At 71.9% G+C, this 20,437-nt stretch carries 26 protein-coding genes; 11 read left to right on the top strand and 15 right to left on the bottom strand.

What is annotated here, in order from left to right:
• The 15 genes from ABD999_RS13020 to ABD999_RS13090 all read right to left on the bottom strand — a co-directional run bounded on the left by ABD999_RS13020 (position 1) and on the right by ABD999_RS13090 (position 11,731).
• The gene (locus tag ABD999_RS13020) at positions 1 to 651 is read right to left on the bottom strand and encodes a PIG-L deacetylase family protein (protein WP_271274840.1); all 651 of its coding nucleotides are present in this window, start codon (positions 649 to 651) and stop codon (positions 1 to 3) included.
• On the bottom strand, positions 648 to 1,427 hold the full coding sequence (locus ABD999_RS13025) for a sugar phosphate nucleotidyltransferase (protein ID WP_148036436.1): 780 nt from the start codon (positions 1,425 to 1,427) through the stop codon (positions 648 to 650). Before ABD999_RS13025 ends, ABD999_RS13020 begins: the two co-directional genes overlap by 4 nt.
• A complete protein-coding gene (locus ABD999_RS13030) occupies positions 1,424 to 2,626 on the bottom strand; it encodes a class I SAM-dependent methyltransferase (protein WP_271274839.1) in 1,203 nt (400 codons plus the stop codon). The genes ABD999_RS13025 and ABD999_RS13030 overlap by 4 nt, the downstream gene beginning before the upstream one ends.
• A complete protein-coding gene (locus ABD999_RS13035; RefSeq protein ID WP_271274838.1) occupies positions 2,623 to 3,204 on the bottom strand; it encodes a dTDP-4-dehydrorhamnose 3,5-epimerase family protein in 582 nt (193 codons plus the stop codon). Before ABD999_RS13035 ends, ABD999_RS13030 begins: the two co-directional genes overlap by 4 nt.
• On the bottom strand, positions 3,201 to 4,073 hold the full coding sequence (rfbD, locus tag ABD999_RS13040) for a dTDP-4-dehydrorhamnose reductase (RefSeq protein WP_271274837.1): 873 nt from the start codon (positions 4,071 to 4,073) through the stop codon (positions 3,201 to 3,203). Before rfbD ends, ABD999_RS13035 begins: the two co-directional genes overlap by 4 nt.
• The gene (gene rfbB / locus ABD999_RS13045) at positions 4,070 to 4,999 is read right to left on the bottom strand and encodes a dTDP-glucose 4,6-dehydratase (protein WP_271274836.1); all 930 of its coding nucleotides are present in this window, start codon (positions 4,997 to 4,999) and stop codon (positions 4,070 to 4,072) included. Before rfbB ends, rfbD begins: the two co-directional genes overlap by 4 nt.
• A complete protein-coding gene (locus tag ABD999_RS13050) occupies positions 4,996 to 6,063 on the bottom strand; it encodes a glucose-1-phosphate thymidylyltransferase (protein ID WP_148036431.1) in 1,068 nt (355 codons plus the stop codon). Before ABD999_RS13050 ends, rfbB begins: the two co-directional genes overlap by 4 nt.
• A gap of 2 nt (positions 6,064 to 6,065) precedes the next feature.
• The gene (locus tag ABD999_RS13055; protein WP_271274835.1) at positions 6,066 to 7,520 is read right to left on the bottom strand and encodes a sugar transferase; all 1,455 of its coding nucleotides are present in this window, start codon (positions 7,518 to 7,520) and stop codon (positions 6,066 to 6,068) included.
• Positions 7,521 to 7,791: 271 nt separating this feature from the next.
• Positions 7,792 to 8,142 carry a hypothetical protein gene (locus tag ABD999_RS13060; RefSeq protein ID WP_219544887.1) on the bottom strand — a complete coding sequence of 117 codons (351 nt, stop codon included), beginning with the start codon at positions 8,140 to 8,142 and terminating at the stop codon, positions 7,792 to 7,794.
• 63 nt (positions 8,143 to 8,205) lie between these two features.
• Positions 8,206 to 8,826, bottom strand: coding sequence for a GntR family transcriptional regulator (locus ABD999_RS13065; protein ID WP_271274834.1), 621 nt, complete (start codon positions 8,824 to 8,826; stop codon positions 8,206 to 8,208).
• A 10-nt stretch (positions 8,827 to 8,836) separates the two neighbouring features.
• Positions 8,837 to 9,724 carry a DMT family transporter gene (locus ABD999_RS13070; RefSeq protein WP_271274833.1) on the bottom strand — a complete coding sequence of 296 codons (888 nt, stop codon included), beginning with the start codon at positions 9,722 to 9,724 and terminating at the stop codon, positions 8,837 to 8,839.
• A gap of 19 nt (positions 9,725 to 9,743) precedes the next feature.
• Entirely contained in the window at positions 9,744 to 10,121 is a 378-nt protein-coding gene (locus ABD999_RS13075; protein WP_271274832.1) for a hypothetical protein, read from the bottom strand.
• Positions 10,122 to 10,331: 210 nt separating this feature from the next.
• Positions 10,332 to 10,826 (bottom strand): GNAT family N-acetyltransferase, encoded by a 495-nt coding sequence (locus ABD999_RS13080; protein ID WP_271274831.1) that lies wholly within the window; start codon positions 10,824 to 10,826, stop codon positions 10,332 to 10,334.
• A complete protein-coding gene (locus ABD999_RS13085) occupies positions 10,826 to 11,182 on the bottom strand; it encodes an MmcQ/YjbR family DNA-binding protein (protein WP_148036424.1) in 357 nt (118 codons plus the stop codon). Before ABD999_RS13085 ends, ABD999_RS13080 begins: the two co-directional genes overlap by 1 nt.
• A gap of 57 nt (positions 11,183 to 11,239) precedes the next feature.
• On the bottom strand, positions 11,240 to 11,731 hold the full coding sequence (locus ABD999_RS13090) for a DUF2867 domain-containing protein (protein ID WP_148036423.1): 492 nt from the start codon (positions 11,729 to 11,731) through the stop codon (positions 11,240 to 11,242).
• Between the two features lie 56 nt (positions 11,732 to 11,787).
• Here ABD999_RS13090 and ABD999_RS13095 point away from each other — a divergent pair, with 56 nt between their 5' ends.
• The 11 genes from ABD999_RS13095 (at position 11,788) to ABD999_RS13145 (ending at position 20,433) form a co-directional block, all read left to right on the top strand.
• Positions 11,788 to 12,366, top strand: coding sequence for a TetR/AcrR family transcriptional regulator (locus tag ABD999_RS13095; RefSeq protein ID WP_148036422.1), 579 nt, complete (start codon positions 11,788 to 11,790; stop codon positions 12,364 to 12,366).
• Positions 12,367 to 12,487: 121 nt separating this feature from the next.
• Complete coding sequence (locus tag ABD999_RS13100; protein WP_271274830.1) at positions 12,488 to 12,880, top strand: hypothetical protein; 393 nt, start codon at positions 12,488 to 12,490, stop codon at positions 12,878 to 12,880.
• Positions 12,881 to 13,229: 349 nt separating this feature from the next.
• Entirely contained in the window at positions 13,230 to 14,768 is a 1,539-nt protein-coding gene (locus ABD999_RS13105; RefSeq protein ID WP_271274829.1) for a sensor histidine kinase, read from the top strand.
• Positions 14,769 to 14,851: 83 nt separating this feature from the next.
• Positions 14,852 to 15,280: a roadblock/LC7 domain-containing protein gene (locus ABD999_RS13110; protein ID WP_148036419.1), complete on the top strand. Its 429-nt coding sequence runs from the start codon at positions 14,852 to 14,854 to the stop codon at positions 15,278 to 15,280.
• On the top strand, positions 15,277 to 15,633 hold the full coding sequence (locus ABD999_RS13115; RefSeq protein WP_148036418.1) for a DUF742 domain-containing protein: 357 nt from the start codon (positions 15,277 to 15,279) through the stop codon (positions 15,631 to 15,633). The genes ABD999_RS13110 and ABD999_RS13115 overlap by 4 nt, the downstream gene beginning before the upstream one ends.
• A 46-nt stretch (positions 15,634 to 15,679) precedes the next feature.
• The gene (locus ABD999_RS13120; protein WP_271274869.1) at positions 15,680 to 16,216 is read left to right on the top strand and encodes a GTP-binding protein; all 537 of its coding nucleotides are present in this window, start codon (positions 15,680 to 15,682) and stop codon (positions 16,214 to 16,216) included.
• A gap of 10 nt (positions 16,217 to 16,226) precedes the next feature.
• Positions 16,227 to 17,444 (top strand): cytochrome P450 family protein, encoded by a 1,218-nt coding sequence (locus tag ABD999_RS13125; RefSeq protein WP_148036417.1) that lies wholly within the window; start codon positions 16,227 to 16,229, stop codon positions 17,442 to 17,444.
• Entirely contained in the window at positions 17,441 to 17,731 is a 291-nt protein-coding gene (locus ABD999_RS13130; protein WP_271274828.1) for a hypothetical protein, read from the top strand. Before ABD999_RS13125 ends, ABD999_RS13130 begins: the two co-directional genes overlap by 4 nt.
• A gap of 221 nt (positions 17,732 to 17,952) precedes the next feature.
• Positions 17,953 to 18,891 carry an ABC transporter ATP-binding protein gene (locus ABD999_RS13135; RefSeq protein WP_271274826.1) on the top strand — a complete coding sequence of 313 codons (939 nt, stop codon included), beginning with the start codon at positions 17,953 to 17,955 and terminating at the stop codon, positions 18,889 to 18,891.
• Entirely contained in the window at positions 18,888 to 19,643 is a 756-nt protein-coding gene (locus ABD999_RS13140) for an ABC transporter permease (RefSeq protein ID WP_148036414.1), read from the top strand. The genes ABD999_RS13135 and ABD999_RS13140 overlap by 4 nt, the downstream gene beginning before the upstream one ends.
• On the top strand, positions 19,636 to 20,433 hold the full coding sequence (locus tag ABD999_RS13145) for an ABC transporter permease (protein ID WP_222709268.1): 798 nt from the start codon (positions 19,636 to 19,638) through the stop codon (positions 20,431 to 20,433). The genes ABD999_RS13140 and ABD999_RS13145 overlap by 8 nt, the downstream gene beginning before the upstream one ends.
• Positions 20,434 to 20,437 lie beyond the last annotated feature (4 nt).

The following is a 20,437-nucleotide window of genomic DNA, read 5'->3' on the forward strand; positions in this document are numbered from 1 at the left end:
TCAGCCTCCAGCGAGGTCGAGAGTGAGTTTGCGCAGGTAGAAGGCCTCGGCGTAGCGCGTCTGGCATTCGATCCCGCGGATCCTGGCCAGCCCGGTGAACGCCTCCCTGTCGAACCAGGAGCGGCGGCGCTGCGACGGGTAGTGCTCCCACAGCAGGGCGACCTTGGCCTCGGCGACCGCCGGCATGAGCGGCTGGTAGGCGTTCGGGCGGCCGAGGTCGCCGTCCCACTTGACGATCTCGTACCCGAGCACCAGGTGGTCGCGGAACGCGGTGGTCACCAGCTCCGCCAGCCCCCGGTGGTCCTGGTGGGCGTCGCCGGGGTGCGGCGCGAGGATCAGGTCGGGCGAGATCCTGACGCGCAGGTCCTCCACCGCCCGCTTGGCCTCGTCCCAGTGCGCGGGCAGCCGCCCGTCGGGCATCTTGCCGACCGTCACGCGCAGGTCGGTGCCGGGGCAGAAGGCCGCGAGCGCGTCGCGTTCCTCGCTCTCGCGCTGGGTGCCGCCGCCCGACAGCACCAGCGCCTCCACCCGGATCCCCGGACGGGCGGCGCAGAGGGTCAGCAGCGTGCCGCCGGCGCCGATGGCGACGTCGTCACAGTGCGCGCCGAGTACGGCGATCCGGCGCAGCTCGCCGGGCACCAGGTCGATCATGCGGCGGGCTCCCAGACGGCCCACGGCCGGTCGCCGCGGGCGTAGGCGCGGTCCAGCTCGACGCGCTGGTTGACGGTGTCGGTGGGCCGCCAGTAGCCGCGGTACGGGTACGCGAGCAGCCGGCCGCGCTTGGCCAGCTCCCGGCAGCCGTCGACGAGCAGGTCACCGCCCTCCGGGATGTGGTCGAAGATCTCCTGGCGCAGGACGAAGTAGCCGCCGTTCACCCATAACGGCATCTCGGTGACGGCGGTGATCTGCCCGACCAGGCCGCCCTCCTCGACCTCCACGCAGTGGAAGGTGCCGGGCGGCGGCACCACCATCAGCGAGGCGCCCGCGTCCGACCGGGCGAACCGGTCGATCATGTCCGGCAGCGGCGCGTCGCTCAGCACGTCGGCGTAGTTGGCCAGGAACATCTCGTCCCCGCCGAGATGCTCGCGGACCCGGCGCAGCCGCTCGCCGATGGACGACTCGACGCCGGTGTGCACGAACGAGATCGTCCAGTCGGAGATGTCGTTGGCCAGCAGCTCGACCCGGCCCTGCCGGAGCACGAAGTCGTTGGACGCGGTCTCCTCGTAATGGAGGAAGAAGTCCTTGATCTGGTGGGCCCCGTAGCCGAGGCAGAGCACGAACTCCTTGTGCCCCCAGTGCGCGTAGTAGCGCATCACGTGCCAGATCAGCGGTCTCGGGCCGACGAGCTGCATGGGCTTGGGCGCGTCCCCGGGTGCGCCGGTGCGCATCCGCGTGCCGTACCCGCCGCAGAAGAGGACGACCTTCACACGACCTCCAACTCGGGGATGGGGAAGACCAGCCGGCCGCCCCAGTCGTGGACATAGGAGAGCTGCCCGACCAGCTCGTCCCGCAGGTTCCAGGGCAGGACGAGCACGTAGTCGGGCCGGTCGGCGGCGATCCTGCCGGGCTCGAAGACCGGGATGCGCGCGCCGGGGGTGAACTTGCCGTGCTTGTACGGGTTGCGATCCACCGTGTAGGCGAGCAGGTCGGGCCGGACGCCGCAGTGGTTGAGCAGCGTGTTGCCCTTGCCGGGCGCCCCGTAGCCGACCACGGTCCTGCCGGCCTCGGCCGCGCCGACGAGGAAACCGAGCAGGTCGCGCCGGACCTTGGCGACCCGGGCCGCGAAGCCCAGGTAGCCGGACAGGTCGTGCAGCCCGGCGGCCTTCTCCAGGGCCAGCGCGTCGCGCACCCGCTGCCCCGGCGTGCCCTCCGGCCGCGCCCAGAGCCGGATCGAGCCGCCGTGGGTGGGCAGCAGCTCGACGTCCACCAGCGTCAGCCCGCCGCTCGCCAATGCCCGCTGGGCCGAGGCGACCGTGTAGTACTGGAAGTGCTCGTGGTAGATCGTGTCGTACTGGTTGCGCTCGATCAGCGTGAGCAGGTGCTGCACCTCGATCGACACCCACCCGTCGTCGGCGACGAGCGTGCGCAGCCCTTCGGTGAAGCCCACCACGTCGGGGATGTGCGCGTACACGTTGTTCGCCACCACGTGGTCGGCCCTGCCGTGCTCCCGCACGACCGCCCTGGCCGTCTCGGGGGTGAGGAACGCGGTCACCGTGGGCACGCCGGCCCGGCGGGCGGCCTCGCCCACGTTCACCGACGGCTCGATGCCCAGGCAGCGCACGCCCCGCTCGACCACGTGCCGCAGCAGGTAGCCGTCGTTGCTGGCCACCTCCACCACGAACGCGCCCGGCCGCAGCGGCAGCTGGGCCACGAACGCGCGCGCGTGCTCCACCCACGACGTCGAGTAGGAGGAGAAGTAGGCGTAGTCGGTGAACGTCTCCTCCGGCGTGATCAGCGGCGGCAGCTGCGCCAGCCAGCACGCGGTGCACACCCGCAGGTGCAGCGGGTAGGTGACCTCGGGCTCGTCGAGCTGCGCGGCGGTGAGTATCCGCTCGCACGGCGGGGTGGCCCCCAGGTCCACCACCGAGGCCAGGTCGCCGGCCCCGCAGAGGCGGCAGGTCGTCATGCCATCGCTCCCTTGTAGAACTCCCGGCACCGCTCGTACGAGGGCAGCAGCCCGGCGTCGAGCGCCTCCTTCAGCGAGGGCGCCGCCGCGTCCTTGTCCGACAGCACCGGCTCCAGCTCGGCGGGCCAGGCGATGCCGAGGTCCGGGTCGAGCGGGTGCACGCCGTGCTCCCTGGCCGGGGTGTACGGTGCCGTGCACAGGTAGACGACGGTCGCCCGGTCGCTCAGCGTGATGAAACCGTGGCCGAGCCCTTCCGCGATCAGCGTCGCGGTGCGCTCCTCGTCGTCCAGCACCGCCGCCTCCCACCGGCCGAACGTGGGCGAGCTCGCGCGCAGGTCCACCACCACGTCCAGGATCGCCCCGGACACGCACATCACGTACTTCGCCTGCCCCGGCGGCACGTCCGCGAAGTGCAACCCCCGCAGCACCCCGCGCCGCGAGACGGAACAGTTGACCTGGGCGAGCTCGAACGCCCGGGGCAGCAGATCCGCGCGCAGGGCCTCCGCGAACGCGCCCCGGGGGTCGTGATGCACGACCGGAGTGTGCAGCCAGGCGCCGTCGATGCCGAGAGGCTTCACCAGCCCACCTTCCCGACCGCCTGCCCGGCGTGCGGCGCCCTCCCGGTCAGCACCGGCCAGGCGGCGTGCAGGGCGTCGCGCCAGTGCCGGATCGGCTCGCCTCTCGTGACGGCGAGCAGGCTGGTGGCGGGGCGCCGGGCCGGGCGGGGGAAGGCCGTCGAAGGCACCGGCCGGACCCGGTCCGGGTCCTCGCCCAGCAGGGCGAACACCTCCCTGGCCAGCCCGTACCAGGTGGTCTCGCCGGCGCTGACCGCGTGGTAGACGCCCGGCGGCAGGTCCGACTGGGCCAGCCGGACCAGGTGGTCGGCCAGGTCAGCGGACCACGTGGGCTGGCCGCGCTGGTCGTCCACGACGTCCACGACGGGGCGGGTGGCCGCCAGCCGCGTCATCGTGCGGACGAAGTTCGGCCCGCCCGCGCCGTAGAGCCAGGCCGTGCGGACCACGTACTGCCCGTGCTCCAGCGCCGCCCGCTCACCCGCCAGCTTCGTCCGGCCGTAGGCGTTGACCGGCGAGGGCTCCGCGTCCTCCGGGTACGGCCCGGCGGCCGTGCCGTCGAAGACGTAGTCCGTCGACAGGTGCACCAGCCGCGCCCCGGCCCGCTCGCAGACCCGGGCCAGCGTGCGCACCGCCGTGCCGTTGACCTCCATGGCCTCGGTCTCGCGCGTCTCGGCCAGGTCGACCGCCGTCCAGCCGGCGCAGTTGACCACCACTCTCGGCCGGTAGGCGCCGACGAAGTCGCGCACCGCGCGGGCGTCGCACAGGTCCAGCTCGTCGCGTCCGAGCGCGAGCACCGGCTCCCCCGTCACGGCGATCCGGTGCAGCACGTCGGCGGCCAGCATGCCCCGGCCGCCGGTGACCAGCCATCTCATAAGCCGGCCCACCAGTCGCGGTTGGCCGCGTACCAGCGGACGGTCTCCTTCAGCCCTTGCTCGAACGGGATCCGCGGCCGGTAGCCGAGCCCGCGCAGCTTCCCGTCGTCCAGCGAGTACCGCCGGTCGTGCCCCTTGCGGTCCTCGACGTGTTCCACCATGTCCCACCCCTTGCCGCACGCCTCCAGAAGGCGGCCGGTCAGCTCCCTGTTCGTCAGCTCGGCGGTGCCCGCGATGTGGTAGACCTCGCCCGGTTCGCCCACCTCTGCCACCAGGCGGATGCCCGCGCAGTGGTCCTCGACGTGGATCCAGTCGCGCACGTTCCCGCCGTCGCCGTAGAGCGGCACCTTCCGGCCGCGCATCAGGTTCGTCACGAAGAGCGGGATGACCTTCTCCGGGTACTGGCGCGGGCCGTAGTTGTTGCCGCACCGGGTGATCGACACGTTCAGCCCGTACGTGATCGCGTACGACCGGGCGATGAGGTCGCCGCCCGCCTTCGACGCGGCGTAGGGCGAACGCGGTCGCAGCGGCGCGTCCTCCGTCCACGACCCCTCGTCGATCGTCCCGTACACCTCGTCGGTGGAGACCTGCACCACCCGCGGCACCTCCGCGTCCAGGCACGCCTGCAGCAGCGTCTGCGTGCCGAGCACGTTCGTGCGGACGAACTCGGCCGCGCCGTCGATCGACCGGTCGACGTGCGACTCGGCCGCGAAGTTGACCACCAGGTCGTGGCCCGGCACCACCTCGGCCAGCAGGCCCGCGTCGCAGACGTCGCCGTGCACGAACGTGTGCGCGGCGCCGTCCAGGTTGGCGCGGTTGCCCGCGTACGTGAGCTTGTCCAGCACCGTCACGTCGGCGCCGGCGAGCCCGTGGACGAAGTGCGAGCCGATGAACCCCGCACCGCCGGTCACCAGGATCCTCTTCATGAACTGATCTGTACCTTGCTGTGATCGCCTAGCACGAGCCGGTGGGCCCTCGGCGTGTCGGGCGCCCGGGTGACCTCGACGTCGTGCCCGATGAGCGACTGCTCGATCCGGCCCACCCCGTCGATCGACGCCCTCGGCATCAGGATCGAGTACTCGACCTCGCTCCGCGTCACCGCGCAGCCCGCCCCGATCGAGGTGTACGGGCCCACGTACGAGTCGCGGACGACCGCGCCCGCCCCGACGATCGCCGGGCCGACCAGCCGTGACCGCTCCACGACGGCGCCCGCCTCGACCCGCACCCGGCCGATCAGCTCGCTGGCGGCGTCGACCCGGCCGTACGTCCCCGCGTCGAGCCACTCCAGCACGAGCCGGTTGACCTCCAGCATGTCGGCGACGTTGCCGGTGTCCTTCCAGTACCCGGTGATCACCGACGACTCCACCCGCAGCCCGGTCTCCAGGAGCCACTGGATCGCGTCGGTGATCTCCAGCTCGCCCCGCCACGACGGCTTCAGCTCGGCCACCGCCGCGTGCACGGCCGGGCTGAACAGGTAGACGCCGACCAGCGCGAGGTCGCTCTTCGGGGACGCCGGTTTCTCCTCCAGGCGGACGACCCGGCCGGCCGCGTCCAGCTCGGCCACCCCGAACTGCCTCGGATCGCCGACCCGGGTGAGCATGATCTGCGCCGCCGGCCGCTCACTGGCGAAGCGCTCCACCAGGCCGGTGATGCCGCCCACGACGAAGTTGTCGCCCAGGTACATGACGAAGTCGTCGTCGCCCAGGTAGTCGCGGGCGATCAGCACGCCGTGCGCCAGCCCGAGCGGCGCCTCCTGGCGCAGGTAGGTGACCTCCAGCCCGAAGGCGGAGCCGTCGCCGACGGCCGCCTCGATCTCCGCCCAGGTGTCGCCCACCACGAGCCCCGCCTCGCGGATCCCGGCGGCGGCGATCGCCTCCAGCCCGTAGAACAGCACCGGTTTGTTCGCGACCGGCACGAGCTGCTTGGCCGAGGTGTGCGTGATCGGCCTCAGCCGTGTGCCCGACCCCCCGGCGAGCACGAGTGCTTTCACCGTCAGTACGCCCCTTCTCCACGCGCCACCACGGACCAGGTCTTCCACAGGATCTGCAGGTCGAGGACGAGCGACCAGTTCTCCACGTACCGCAGATCGAGCCGGACCGACTCCTCCCAGGTCAGGTCGGAGCGGCCGCTGACCTGCCAGAGTCCGGTCAGGCCCGGCTTGACGACGAGGCGGCGGCGCACGTCGGCGCCGTACTGGGCGACCTCCTCGCGCAGCGGCGGCCGCGGGCCCACCAGCGACATCTCGCCGCGCACCACGTTGAGCAGCTGCGGCAGCTCGTCCAGTGAGTAGCGGCGCAGGAAAGCGCCGATCCCGGTGATCCTTGGATCGTTCCGCATCTTGAACAGCACGCTGTCGAACTCGTTCGCGCCGGCCAGCCCGTCCTTGAGCCGCTCCGCGTCCGTGACCATGGTCCGGAACTTGACCAGCCGGAACTCCTTGCCGCGCCGGCCCACCCTGGTCTGGTGGAACAGCGCCGGTCCGGCGCTCGTGACTCGGATCAGCACCGCGATGGCGAGCAGCGGCAGGGCCAGCACGAGCAGCGCCGCCACCGCGACCAGCCGGTCGAACACGCTCTTGACGAACTGTCTCGCCCCGTCGAACTCGGGGTGCTCCACGTGCAGCAGCGGCATCCCGGCGACCGGGCGGATGCTGATCCGCGGCCCGGCCACGTCGAGCAGCGCCGGGGCGACGAACAGGTCGGTGCGTGCGGTCTCCAGGCTCCACGCCAGCCGGCGCAGCGCCGCCCCGTCCAGTTCGGGGCAGGCGAGCACGGCGACCGCGTCCGCCCCGGTGCGCGCCACCACGCCGGCGACGTCCGCGAACGTGCCCAGGATCGGGATCCCGTCCAGGTCGTCGTCCTGCCGCTCGGCCGGCAGGCAGGCGCCCACGACCCGCATCCCGTGGTAGGGCTGCCGGCGGAACTGCATCACCAGGTCGAGGATCGACTCCCGGTGGCCGACCGCGATGACCTCGCGCATGTACTCGCCCACCGCTCTCCTGCGGTGCAGGCGTTTACGCATCCGATAGCGGAAGCAGAGCGTGGCGATCAGCGCCAGCGGCAGCATCGCCAGCACGAAGCTGCGCGCGATCACCGTCTGCGTGGCGTAGGCCCCGATGGCCACGGCCGCCATCAGCCCGACGCCGCCGTTGAGCACCGCCTTGAACTCGTCCGTCCCTTCCCCGTTGGCCCGCTGCCGGTAGGCGCCGCCGAGCGCGAGCGCGACCGGCCAGGCGGCGACCAGCCCGACCCCGAGGAGGAACTCCTCCGCCGGGATGTAGACGCCGTTGAGCAACCGGATGCCGAGCACCACCGCGCAGGCCAGCAGCACGCAGGCGGTGTCCCCGGATAACAGGAGCCGCAGGTAAGCGCGCGTCCAGATGCTCGACGCATGGCGTGGTACGGCTTCGAGGAGCACGACAGCGGACTCCCCAGTCCCCACCCTCATAGCACCACCCAGAATCTTCGTGCACCGCGTAACACCAGATGTTCCTTGACTGTTTTCACGGGTCCGGGAAGTCCCATGATTATCAAGGGCGGCGGCCCCCACTAAAGAGTAAAGATCAACCCAGTGATGGGGAATATCGCGATATGTCCACAATCGGACGAAGGTCACCGGCCGTCAGGGCTTGACGGAACGATCCAGAAGTGATCTCTTGAGGGTGGTAAATCATGGCATTATGGCCATATTCCTACGGAATTACGGCGCGGCAGGACCGCTAGTCGTATTCCAGATCCGGCAATGCGGACGGCGGATCGGGGCTCCGCCACACGACCACAACCCCGTCGTGCTGCGCGTCGCTCGCCATCGTCAACCGGTCGAGGTCGAAATCGGGCAGGTAACGTAACCGGGCGAGAAATGTCGCGTCCGTCGCCGAACGCGGCACCACGCATCCCTCGCCGTCGCGGTCGAGGAGAACGTAAAGGACGTCGGAGTCGGTCTCGGTGACCACACGGACCTCCACCACGTCCTCCCACGCGAGGGCCTCGACGCTCCCGTCGGCGTAGTGACGGGTGACGCCCTCTTCCGTGACGTACACGTAGGAGTCCGGCATCGGATTGCCGTGCATGGCCGCGATTCTTGCGAGTTCGGGGGCTGTCCCGCAAGGGTTCGCGCGTACCGGGCCGCCTGCTCAGGCACCCCAGGTATGGGAGAGGTGCGCCGCCACGGCCGCGCGGGCGGCGTCGGCCGGGCCGGTCGCGATGGCGTCGAGCAGCTCGCGGTGCTCGCGCACCAGCACGTCCCTGTCTTCGTAGACCCGGCGCAGCCGCACCAGCCCGAGCCGGGTCTCGGCCGCCAGCGCGCCGTAGAGCCGCACCAGCCGGGGGCTGCCCACCGCCTCGATCAGCGCCTCGTGCAGCGCCATGTGCTCCGCCACCGACTCCGACCACGGCGCGCCGGGGTCGAGCGCGGCCATCCTGTCGAGCGCCGCGTCGGCCTCGGCCACCCGCCGCCCGGCCAGCGCGTCCGCCATCAGGCCCTCCAACGGCCGCCGCACGAACATCAGGTCGTCCAGATCGGCCGGCGTCACCTCGGGGACGTAGGCGCTGCGGTTGCGCTCCCGCCGGAGCAGCCCTTCGTGGACCAGCCGGGCCAGCGCCTCGCGCACCGTCGGCCGCGCCACCCCGTAGGCGGCGGCGATCTCCTGCTCGGGCAGCGGCGTGCCGGGCTCGATCTCGCCGGACAGCACACGGCCGCGCAGCGCGTCGACGAGCGCGCCGACGGCGGAGACGGGTCTGATCGGGGTCCGCACGGGTGCGACTCTAACGCCCCGCCGGGGCCTCCGACCCCTCTCGTACGATCACCCGCCGCCTCTCCGGCAGGGCCACCGCCACCAGGCTCACCGCCAGCAGGGCCAGCCCCGCCACCGAGACCGGGGCCAGCCGCTCGCCCAGCACCACCAGGCCGAGCAGCGCCGCCACGGCCGGCTCGGCCAGCGCCAGCGTGGCGGCCGTGGCAACCGGCGTGGTCCGCAGCCCTCTCCCGTACAGGAAGTAGGACAGCGCGGTCGTCCCCACCCCCAGGTAGAGGGCGGCGAGCAGGCCGCGGGGCTCCCCGAGCCAGCCCACGCCCTGCCAGAGCAGGACCGGCAGCATGATCACCGCAGCCCCGCCGAACAGCACTCCCATGACCGCGTTCGACTCCGCGCCCGCGCCGATCGCGCCGGCCGCGCTGACCGCGTAGAACGCGTAGAGCAGCCCGCCGAGCAGCGCCAGCAGCACCCCGGACACGACCTGACCGCCCGCCTCGGCCCCGCCGCCGACGATCAGCGCGACGCATCCGGCCACGGCCGCGGCGGTGGCCGCAGCCCAGCGCGGGCTGGGCCGGTGCCGGTGCAGCGCCCAGGAGAGCAGCCCGGTTAAGACGGGCCCGCTGCCGATCGCCACCACCGTGCCGATCGCCACGCCGGTGCGCGCGACGGCGGCGAAGAAGCAGAGCTGGTAGGCGGCCACGGCCACGGCGGCCAGCAGCAGCCCCGGGCGGAGCGCCGTCCTGAGCCCGGACCGGGCGAGCAACGCCAGCGCGGCCCCGCCGATGACCAGCCGGGCGGCGGCCAGGGCGACGGAGTCGGCCGAGACGAGCAGGCCCGCGGTGCCGGCGGTCCCCCAGAGCACGGCGGCCGCGACGACGGAGAGCGGGCCATTCTTCATGCCAGACATTGTCTGACAACTATACAATTTCGTCCAACAGGTTATCGAGGAGCGCCCCGGCCCGCTCCCCCACCTCGGCCGCGTACTCGTCCAGCAGCGCCAGCGCCCCGCGCACCTCGGGGACATGTCTGGCGGGCAGCTCGACCAGCGCCTCGTCCTCCACGGTCACGCCGCCCTCGACGCGGAACCCGTTCCCCGACGCCGCGACGAGCACGGCGAACGTCACCTCGCGCCCGTCGGGCAACATGAAGGCGGCGCCGGTGCGCACGCCGGCGGGCGGCACCACATAGGAGAAGGGACGGCCGCGCACGAACGGATGCCGTAACTCGGACAGGATCCCCGCCGCCCGGCCCAGGGCCGCCAGCAGGGCGGCCGCGGCCAGGCTCTCGCCGTCCACCCGCCCAGCGTAGATCACCCTCTGTCCCCATGACCACCCAGGCCCCCACGGGACCGACCGGATCGGGGTGGACACACCCAAACCCTCACGGGCCGACACGGATCAGGGGGACGCACCCAGCCCTACGGGGCCGACCTGAATCGGGGTGGACGAAGGCGCGGGGCGGCCATGGCTGACCCCACAGGGTCGGTGGGTGTGGTGGGGCGGGGGTCAGGCGGGTGGGTCGGTGGCGAGGCGGGCGTGGCGTTCGACGTCGTAGCGGACGCCGTCGTGGCGGAGCCTGCCGCGTTCGACGCCCTCCGGGAGGAAGCCCGCCTTGATCGCGACCCGGCACGAGGCGGGGTTGTCGAGGCGGTGGCTCAGCTCCAGCCGGTGCAGGCCGCGCTCGCCGAACGCCCAGCGCGCCAGCTCGTCGGTGGCCGAAGCCGCGATCCCGCGCCCGCGCGCCTCGGGGACCGTCCAGTAGGACACCCAGCCGGTGTCGTGGTCGTCGATCCGGGTCACCGCGACGTTGCCGACGACCCGCCCGTCGAGGGTGACGGCGAAGGCGTGGCCGGCGCCCTCCCAGGAGGCGATCCACCCCACCGCGTCCTGCGGCGTGACGACGGGCCACGAGCTCTGCCGCCTCAGGTCGGGCGCCCGGAAGGCACGCAGCACGACCGGGGCGTCATCCTCCCGCCACTTCCGTAGTCTGATCTGTGCCATTAACCGCCTATTTTATGGGCGGCCTCGAACGCGGTGACGAGCTGCTTCGGCGCGGTCAGGCACCACGCCTCGGCGGTCAGCTCGAACAGCTCGTCGTAGTCGATCTTGTCGAGGTGGACCACGACCCACCCGAACCGCCCCGCGGTGAACTGCACCTCGAACACCTCGGGCCGCTCGGCCACCAGCGCCAGCTGCTCCTCGATCGTCGACTTGAGCCCGACGGTCTCGGTGTCCTCCCACAGGTAACCGAAGCCCTTGCCCCGCACCTTGATCGCGACCCAGCCGGGCCCGTCGCTCGTGCGCACTTCAGGCAGGCTCTTCAGCAGCTCGAGAAACTCGTCGACGCTCACACCCATGGGTCCCTGTGTACCAAACGCCCCCGACATTTCCTGCCGGTCCGGCCGCCGCCGTGGTCAAGGGGTGGTCGCCGAGGCGGCGAGGCCCGCGCGTGCCATGCCGCGTACCACCACGTAGTGGACGGGCCGGATCACCGTGAGGTAGATCCGGCCCGTCCACCCGTGGCAGCGCGCCACGGTGATCATGCGGAACCTGGTCCGTCCGCCGCCCGCGTCGTCGGCGACGATCGCCAGGAAGGCCGCGAGGTGCGAGTCGCTCGCCTCCAGCACCAGCTCGCGGCCTTCCTCACCGCCGATCACGGTGAAGAACCCGATCCTGCGCCCCGGCGTGAACGGGATCTCCTCGGGTCGCATCCCGCCCGATCCGGGCCGCACGTCGGGGTGTGCCGTGCGGAGCAGCCGCGCGAACACCGACCGCGCCCTGAAGAGCCCGCGCACCCACCACGGCTCCCAGCCCAGCGCCCCGGCGGCGAACGCGCGCAACCCGCCCCCTCCTTCGACGGCGACCTCGTCCACGAAGTCGGCCCGTTCCATGAGCGTCGACAGCATGCGCCCTCCTTTTTAGAGACTTCTCTCTACAATAACGCGCGGCTACGCTCGACGCCATGGGACGACCGCCTCGCCATGACGTGGACCGGCTACTGGACGCCGCAGCCGAGCTGGTGACGACCGGCGGCCCCGGCGCCGTCACCATGACCGCAGTGGCCCGCGCCGCCGGCGCCCCGAGCGGCTCGGTCTACCACCGATTCCCCGGCCGCCCCGCCCTCCTGGCGGCGCTCTGGCTGCGCACGGTCGGCCGCTTCCAGCGGGGATTCCTCGCCGCGCTCGACACCGACCCGCCCGCGCAGGCCGCCCCCGCCGCGGCACGCCACGTGATCGCCTGGTCCCGCGCCCACCCGCACGAGGCCCGCGTCCTGCTCTACGGACCGGCCGACTTCGACCACCCGCACTGGCCCGGGGAGGCCCGCGCCCAGCTCGCCGCCGCGAACGGCCGGGTCACCGCCGCCCTGCACGCCCTGGCCGCCCGCCTGGGCAGGAGCTCCCCGTACGACCTCGAACGCCTGACGCTGGCGGCCGTCGACATCCCCTACGCCACCGTCCGCCGCCACCAGTCCGCCGGCACCCCGCTCCCCGCCTACGCCGAGGACCTGGTGACCAGTTGCGCCATCGCGGTGGCGGGCTAGAGAAGTCTCTCTATTTCGATCGGCGGCCCCTGCCCGTTCAGGGTGATCGACATAACCGACGCCAAGTTGGCCCGCTGGCCATTTCCCGCAGAAGGGACCCCGCCTGTCTAGAGTGATCAGCATGACCGACGCCAAGTCCACGGGCTGGCCGTTCACCGTGCAGGCCGCGTATGTCGGGTTGACGCTCCAGATGGCGTTCGGGTTGATCGGGCTGGCCGTGGGCTTCGGCGGGGCGCTGGCCATGATGCTCCCTCAGTTCTGGGGCCTCGTCGCCGTGGCAGCGGTGATCCTGGGGCTGACCGGGTGGGTGATGGCGCGGTTCCCCAGGCGGGAGCGGCGGGTGCGATGGGGCGCGGCGGCGCTCCAGGCGGTCCTGATCGCGGGCTGGCTGGTGGTGGAGTGGGCCGACGCCAAGCTCGGCACCCTGTCGTTCCTGTCGTTGAACGTGCTCATCCCCACGTTCGTCGTCGCCATGCTGTTCACGCCCGCCGCCGCGCGCTGGTTCGACCGCTGACCGCTACCCGCCGGCCGGCAGGACGACGCGCGGGATCATCGGCGACAGCGCCGCCTCGGTCGGCGAGATGCGGGAGCCGAGGAGGACTCGCCGGGCGGAGGGAAGCCATCGGCCCGATATCTCAACTTTTGAGTTGACTACTGGTGGGTTGAAGTGAAGCGGGCGTTTTGCCTGTTGTCTCTGATACTCCTGGTGCTACGGTAAGCGCCTGTTCCCGTTCGCACTCTGTTACGGAGCGGTAACAGTAAGCCTCTGCTGCACGGGGAGCAGCAGTACGACCCCCCGAGGACCGCGGATGCCAGCAGACGTACCTCTTCGAACGCGACGCGATCTTGCCCCGCGAGAGCTCATGGTGGTCACCGCCCTGGGCACCATGGTCGTGGTGGCTTGCCTGTGGCTGTGGGCCGTGTTCGCCACGCCGGCCGACGCCCGCGGGGTGATGGCGATCACGGGCGGGCTCTGCGCGGTGCTGCTGGCCGCCGCCGCCGCCGTGATCGCCCACCATGTCGCCACCGGCCGCCGGCTGCGCGAGCAGGCCAGGGCCGCCGCCGCCCGGGTCGCCCGGCTGGAGCGCGAGATCGCCCGGGTGGCCGAGGACACGCTGCCCGCGCTCGGCCGCCAGATGCGCGGCGGCGGGTCCGTCCCCGACGCGCTCTCCCGCCTGCCGCAGCCTCCCGATGGACCGTTGCAACAACTACTGAAGGCCACCGCGAACGAGCTCGACGGGCTCGAACGCGAGCGGGCCATCGCGCACGCGTCCCGCTCGGCCACCGAGTCGGAGATCGTCACCCTCACCCGCGACACGCTGCCCGAGCTGGTCAGGCAGATCCAGGTGGAGCGCAAGCCGGTCACCTCCGCGCTCGCCGAGGTGCGCCAGCCCGTGCACGCCCCGCTGCGCGACCTGCTCGCCGAGACGGCCCAGCAGCTCTCCGAGGGCGACCGCAGGGGCGCCGCCGTGATGGCCGCCTGCGCCGGGGCCGCGGCCCGGGTGCAGGCCCAGGCCACCAGCCTGCTGGCGCAGCTGCGCGACCTGGAGGAGCAGTACGGCGACCAGGAGGAGGTCTTCGCCGACCTGCTCGACCTGGACCACCGCGTCTCCCAGCTCGGCCGGCTGGCCGACAACATCGCCCTGCTCAGCGGCGGCCGCTCCGGCCGCAGGTGGACCCGGCCGATCGTGATGGAGAGCGTCCTGCGCGGCGCGATGGGCCGCATCAGCGCCTACCAGCGCGTCCGCGTCCACTCCACCAGCACGGCCGCCGTGGTCGGGTACGCGGCCGAAGGCGTGATGCACGCGCTGGCCGAGCTCATGGACAACGCCGCCACCTTCTCCGCGCACGGCACCGAGGTGCACGTGTACGTGGACGAGGAGGACGCCGGCATGGTGGTCACGATCGAGGACAGCGGCCTCGGCATGCGCCCCCGCGAGCGCCAGCACGCCGCCAAGCTCGTCTCCGAGCCGCTCGACCTGCGCACGCTGTCCGGCACCCGGCTGGGCCTGGCCGTGGTGGGCCGGCTGGTCGACAAGTACGGCCTCACGGTCAGCTTCCGTCCGTCGGCCAGAGGCGGCACCGGTGTCGTGATGCTGATCCCCCGCGTGCTCATCACCCAGCCCAGGACCGCCCCCGAGCCGCCGGCCGCGATCGAGCGGCAGGCCCGCCCCGCCCTGGTGGCCGCGGCCGTGCCCGCCCAGGCCGCGCCCGCCGAGGAGGCCGAGGAGTCGCTGCCGCGGCGGCGGCGCGGCCAGACGCTCGCCGAGGCCACCGGGTCGCGACCGGCGACGGCGGTCAAGCCGCAACGCGACGGGCGCGAGGCGGCGGCCAGGTTCGCCGCGTTCCGCCAGGCGGGCGGTCGCGGGCGTCCCGCCGATCCGGCCTCCGGCGACTCCTAGACCCCCGGGCGCAGCGAGCACCGGACCACTTGGATCTCAGATAGGAGGCAGGGGCCGCCCCCGGGCGGACGCCCCGCGTTTCGATGAGCACTATCGACGCATCGCGTACCACGGATCGCACCATTGACGGGCTGCTGGAGAGCCTCAAGGACCGGACCCCCGGCATCAGGTACGTCCTGGTCCTGACCAGGGACGGGCTCAAGATGAGCTACAGCAGCGGCCTCACCAGGGACAGGGCCGACCAGCTCTCGGCGCTGTCCGCCGGGATCCAGAGCCTGTCGCTGAGCGCCTCGGCCGAGTTCGGCGACGCGATCGGCGCCGGGCAGGCGATGGTGGAGTTCGCCGGTGGGCTGCTGCTCATCGTGCCCGCCGGAGAGGGCGCCCACCTGGCGGTGGTCGCCGAGGAGGACGGCGAGGTCGGGCTGATCGCACACAACATGAACGAGCTGGTCGAGCAGATCGGGGTGTACCTCACCGCGGCGCCCAGACCGGCCGAGGGCGACGCCTCGTGAACCGGCGCCCGATCGACCGGGAGAGCCCGGACCGCCTCTACACGGTCACCGGGGGCCGCACCCGCGCCGACGAGACCGCGTTCGACTCGGTCTCGCTCATCGTCAGCGAGTGCGAGCCGGTCCCGGGCATGCAGTCGGAGCATGTCAAGATCCTCCAGCTGGCCCGCCGCCCGACGGCCGTGGTGGAGATCTCCGCGGAGCTGCGGCTGCCGGTCAGCGTGGTGAAGATCCTGCTGCGCGACCTGCTCGACACGGGCCGCATCACCGTACGCCACCCCTCCGCCGGCGCCACGGCGGGCAAGCCGGATCCGGACATCCTGAGGCAGGTGCTCGTTGCGCTCAACAACCTCTGACGAGACCCCCGTGCGGACGCCGCTGCGCGACTCCGCCGCGGACGCGATGAAGATCGTGGTCGTGGGCGGGTTCGGCGTGGGCAAGACCACCATGGTGGGCTCCGTGAGCGAGATCCGCCCGCTGAGCACCGAAGAGGTGATGACCGAGGCGAGCGTGGGCATCGACGACGCGAGCCGGGTCCGCACCAAGACCACCACCACGGTGGCCTTCGACTTCGGGCGCATCACGGTCAGCGACAGCACCGTGCTCTACCTGTTCGGGGCGCCCGGCCAGGCGCGGTTCTGGTTCGTCTGGGACCAGCTGTTCGCCGGGAGCCTGGGGGCGGTCGTGCTGGTCGACACCCGCCGCCTGGAGGACTCGTTCTACTCGATCGACCGGCTGGAACACCACGACATGCCGTTCGTGGTCGCGGTCAACCGCTTCGCGGGCGGCCCGTCGCTGGACGCCGTGCGCGAGGCGCTGGACCTGTCGCCCGGCATCCCGCTGGTCGACTGCGACGCCCGGGAGCGGCAGTCGTGCAAGCACGTGCTGACCACGCTCGTCGAGCATCTCACCCGCCTGTACGACCGGACCCCGGCCTGAGAGGGCAGCCGTGACGAACCCTGGACATCCCGAGCACGCCGGCGCCGTCCGGCTGTACGAGCCGGAGGTCCTCGACGACCCGGCCGCGTTCCTGGAGGAGCTGCGCCGCAAGCACGGCCCGGTCGTGCCGGTGCTGCTCGACGCCGACCTGCCCGCCTGGCTCGTCCTCGGGTACCGCGAGCTGCACCACGTGACGAGCCAGCCGCAGCTGTTCGCCCGTGACCCGCGCCGCTGGAACCAGCACGACCTGGTGCCGCCGGACTGGCCGGCCCGCCCGCACGTCACGTACCAGCCGTCGGTGGTGTTCACCGAGGGCGAGGAGCGGCGGCGGCGCGGCGGCGCCATCGGCGACGCGCTGGACGAGATCGACCGCATCGAGCTGACCCAGCTCTGCGAGAAGGTCGCCGACGCCGCCATCGACCTGTTCTCCGGCGACGGCCAGGCCGACCTGGTCCCCCAGTACGCCCACCGGATGCCGGCCCAGGTCATCGCCCGGCTGTTCGGGCTGCCGGAGCCGGACGTCGGCACCCTGCTGCGCGCCATCTTCCAGGCCATGAACGACCCGGCGAGCCGCGACGAGGCGGAGATGCAGGTCGGCGAGCTCATGGGCCGCCTGGTCGCCGGCAAGCGCGCCCGGCCGGGCCACGACCTCGCCTCCCGGCTGGTGACGCACGACGCCGGGCTCACCGACCCCGAGGTCGTCTACGACATGCTGTCGCTGCTGATCGCCTCGCAGGACAACTGCGCCGGCTGGATCGGCAACACGCTGCGCCTGATGCTCGTGGACGACCACTTCCAGATGGACCTGCAGGGCGGCAGGAGCAGCGTGGCCGAGGCGCTCAACCAGGTGCTGTGGAAGGACCCGCCGGCCCAGAACCTGCCGTCACGCTACGCCGCGCAGGACTGCGAGCTGGCCGGCCACCGCATCCGGCGCGGCGACATGATCGTGATCAGCCTGGTCGGCGCGAACGCCGACCCGCAGGTGCAGCAGGGTCACACCGCGGCCAACCGGGCGCACATGGCGTTCGGCCACGGCGAGTACGGCTGCCCCTTCCCCGCCCCCGAACTCGCGGAGATCATCTCCAAGACGGCCATCGAGGTCCTCCTGGACCGCCTGCCGGACGTGCACCTGGCGGTCGCGCCTGAGGAGCTGCGCTGGCGCCGCAACATCTGGAACCGCATGCTGTCGGCCCTCCCGGTCGCCTTCACCCCCACCATGGGCAGGTGAGCAGGCGCCGCGAGCACGGCCCGGTCGTGCCGGTGCTGCTCGACGCCGACCTGCCCGCCTGGCTCGTCCTCGGCTACCGGGAGCTGCACCACGTCACCGGCCAGAGCGGGCTGTTCGGCCGCGACCCCAGACGCTGGAACCTGCGCGAACACGTCCCGCCGGACTGGCCGTCGCTGCCGTACGTGCTCCACCACAGCCGTCGCTGGTGTGCAGCGAGGGCGAAGAACGGCGGCGGCGCGGCGGCGCCGTCGGCGACGCGCTGGACGAGATCGACCGCATCGAGCTGACCCTGCTCTGCGAGAAGGTCACCGACCAGACCGCCGACGCGTTCGCGGGCGACGGCCGGGCCGACCTGATCGCCCAGTACGCCCAGCGAACTGCGGTGGCGCCGCACCCTGTGGATCCGCGCCCTGGAGTCGCTGCCCGTCGCCTTCACCCCGGTGGCGCGTCGCCGATGAAGTCCTGAAAACAACTTGCAGCCCTCGACCCGTACCGAAAAGATTCCGTCATGATCCGGGTCGAGGGGTTAACCAAGGTCTTCCGCCGCCCGCGTACCTTCTCCGGGCCCTTCGGGGCGCTGCGCACCCTCGTGACCCGCCAGTACGAGGAGAAGACCGCCGTCGACGACGTCAGCTTCGACATCGGCGAGGGCGAGGTCATCGGCTATCTCGGGCCCAACGGCGCCGGCAAGTCGACCACCATCAAGATCCTCACCGGCATCCTCACCCCCACCGCCGGCACCGTGCGGGTCAACGGGCTGGTGCCGTGGCGCGACCGGTCGGCCAACGCCCGCCGGGTCGGCGTCGTCTTCGGCCAGCGCAGCCAATTATGGTGGGACCTCCCCCTGATCGAGTCCCTGCGCCTGGTGGGCTCGCTCTACGACCTGCCCGCCGCGCGCTTCGAGACCTCGCTGAAGAAGCTGCGTGACCTGCTCGGGCTGGACGAGTTCCTCGACACCCCGGTCCGCCAGCTCAGCCTGGGCCAGCGGATGCGCGGCGACCTGGCCGCGGCCGTGCTGTACGAGCCGCCACTGCTCTACCTGGACGAGCCGACCGTCGGGCTCGACGTGCTGGCCAAGGAGGCGGTGCGCGAGTTCATCGTGGAGACCAACCGGACCGGGCGCACCACCGTCATCCTGACCACGCACGACCTGGCCGACGTCGAGGCGCTGTGCAAGCGGATCATCCTCATCGACCACGGCAAGGTGCTCTTCGACGGCCCGATCGACGCGCTGGTCGACCAGCCCAGGCGGCTGGTGGTGCTGCTGGAGTCCGCGCCCGAGGAGGTGCGCGGGGTGTCGCGCGACGACCAGGGCCGCCATGTCTTCGACATCCACGGCGACCTGCCCGCCATGATCGCCTCGATCTCCGCCGAGCACACGATCCGCGACCTGTCGATCGAGGAACCGGACCTGGAGAGTGTGATCAAAGGGATCTACGCCCGATGACCCGCGTCGGCTTCCTCTTCGCCCTGGCCTACCGCAGCTCCATCGTCATGACCTGCGTGACGCTGGTCGCCCAGGTGTTCCTGCTGCGCATGATCTGGACCGCGGTCTACGGGTCGCGGGCCGAGGCCGCGGGGCTCACCCTCGAAGCCCTGCTCGCCTACCTCACCCTGGCCAACCTGCAGTCCTTCGCCACCCAGACCCTCGTCTCCCGCGTCATCCACCACCGCATCCGCAGCGGGACGGTCTTCTTCGACCTGGCCCGGCCGATCGGTTACCTGCGGCAGATGGCCGCCTTCCAGGCCGGCAACACCGCGGGCAGCCTGCTGCTGCTCGCCCCGGTCGTCCCGGTGGTGCTGCTGGTCGGGTCGATCACGGCGCCGGTCAACGGGCTCGGCTACGTGGTCACACTGGTGCTCGGGTACGTGATCGCCGTGCAGCTGGCGCTGCTGATCAGCCTTCTGGGCTTCTGGATGCTGGAGATCGGCGCGGTCTCGCTGCTCTACCAGCTGGTCAGCCAGTTCTTCGCGGGGACGATGGTGCCGCTCGCCTTCTTCCCCGGCTTCCTGGGCACGCTGGCCGAGGTGCTGCCGTTCAAGTACATGGGGTACGTTCCCGCGGCGATCTACGTCGGCCACATCTCCGACATCTCCGGACCTCTGCTGGTCGAGCTCGCCTGGGTCGCAGGGCTGTGGGCCCTGCTCGCGCTCGCCTGGTCACGCACGCATCGGAGGGTGGTGATCCAGGGTGGCTGAGGTCGTCCGCGCCCTGCGCCTGTACGTCCTGCTCCAGCGCGCCTCCGCCCGCGGCGCCATGCAGTACCGCCTCAACACCGCGATCGGCGTCCTCAGCGGCGCGATCTGGCAGGGCACCGGGTTCGCCTTCATCTGGGTGGTGATGCACACCTTTCCCTCGCTCGCGGGCTGGGGCCTGGCGGAGATCGCCTTCTTGTACGGCATGCGCCTGACGGCCCACGCCCTGGCGATGATCCCCATGATGAGCGTGCACGACATCCACTGGGTGGTGCGCAACGGGGAGTTCGACCGCTTCCTGCTGCGCCCGCTGAACCCGCTCGTCCAGCTCATGGGCAACCGGATGGGCCTGGCCCAGTTCGGCGACCTGCTGGTGGGCGTGGCGCTGCTCGCCGTCGCCTCCCAGAACGCCCAGGTCGACTGGAGCCTCAGCCTGGTCGCCTTCTGCGCCCTGGCGATCGTCGGCGGCGCGCTCATCGAGGCCGCCTTCTTCCTGGCGCTCTGCTCGCTGTCGCTGCGCATGATCGACACCTTCGCCCTGCGGGTCTTCCTGGACGACGTCTTCAGCAAGTTCGGCTCGTACCCGATGAAGATCTTCGGCGGCGTGACCGAGTGGCTGCTCACCTACGTGCTGCCGGTCGCCTTCGTGGCCTACATCCCGTCGAGCGTCGTGCTGGGCAAGCTCGACACCCCCTGGGCCCTGGCCGCCCCGCTGCTGGGCGTGCTCCTGGTCTGGCCGGCCTACCTCATCTGGCGCCGCCAGCTCACCCATTACCAGAGCGTGGGCCACTGAGCCG

It is taken from the genome of Nonomuraea ferruginea (assembly GCF_039540635.1).
Classification (GTDB): domain Bacteria; phylum Actinomycetota; class Actinomycetes; order Streptosporangiales; family Streptosporangiaceae; genus Nonomuraea; species Nonomuraea ferruginea.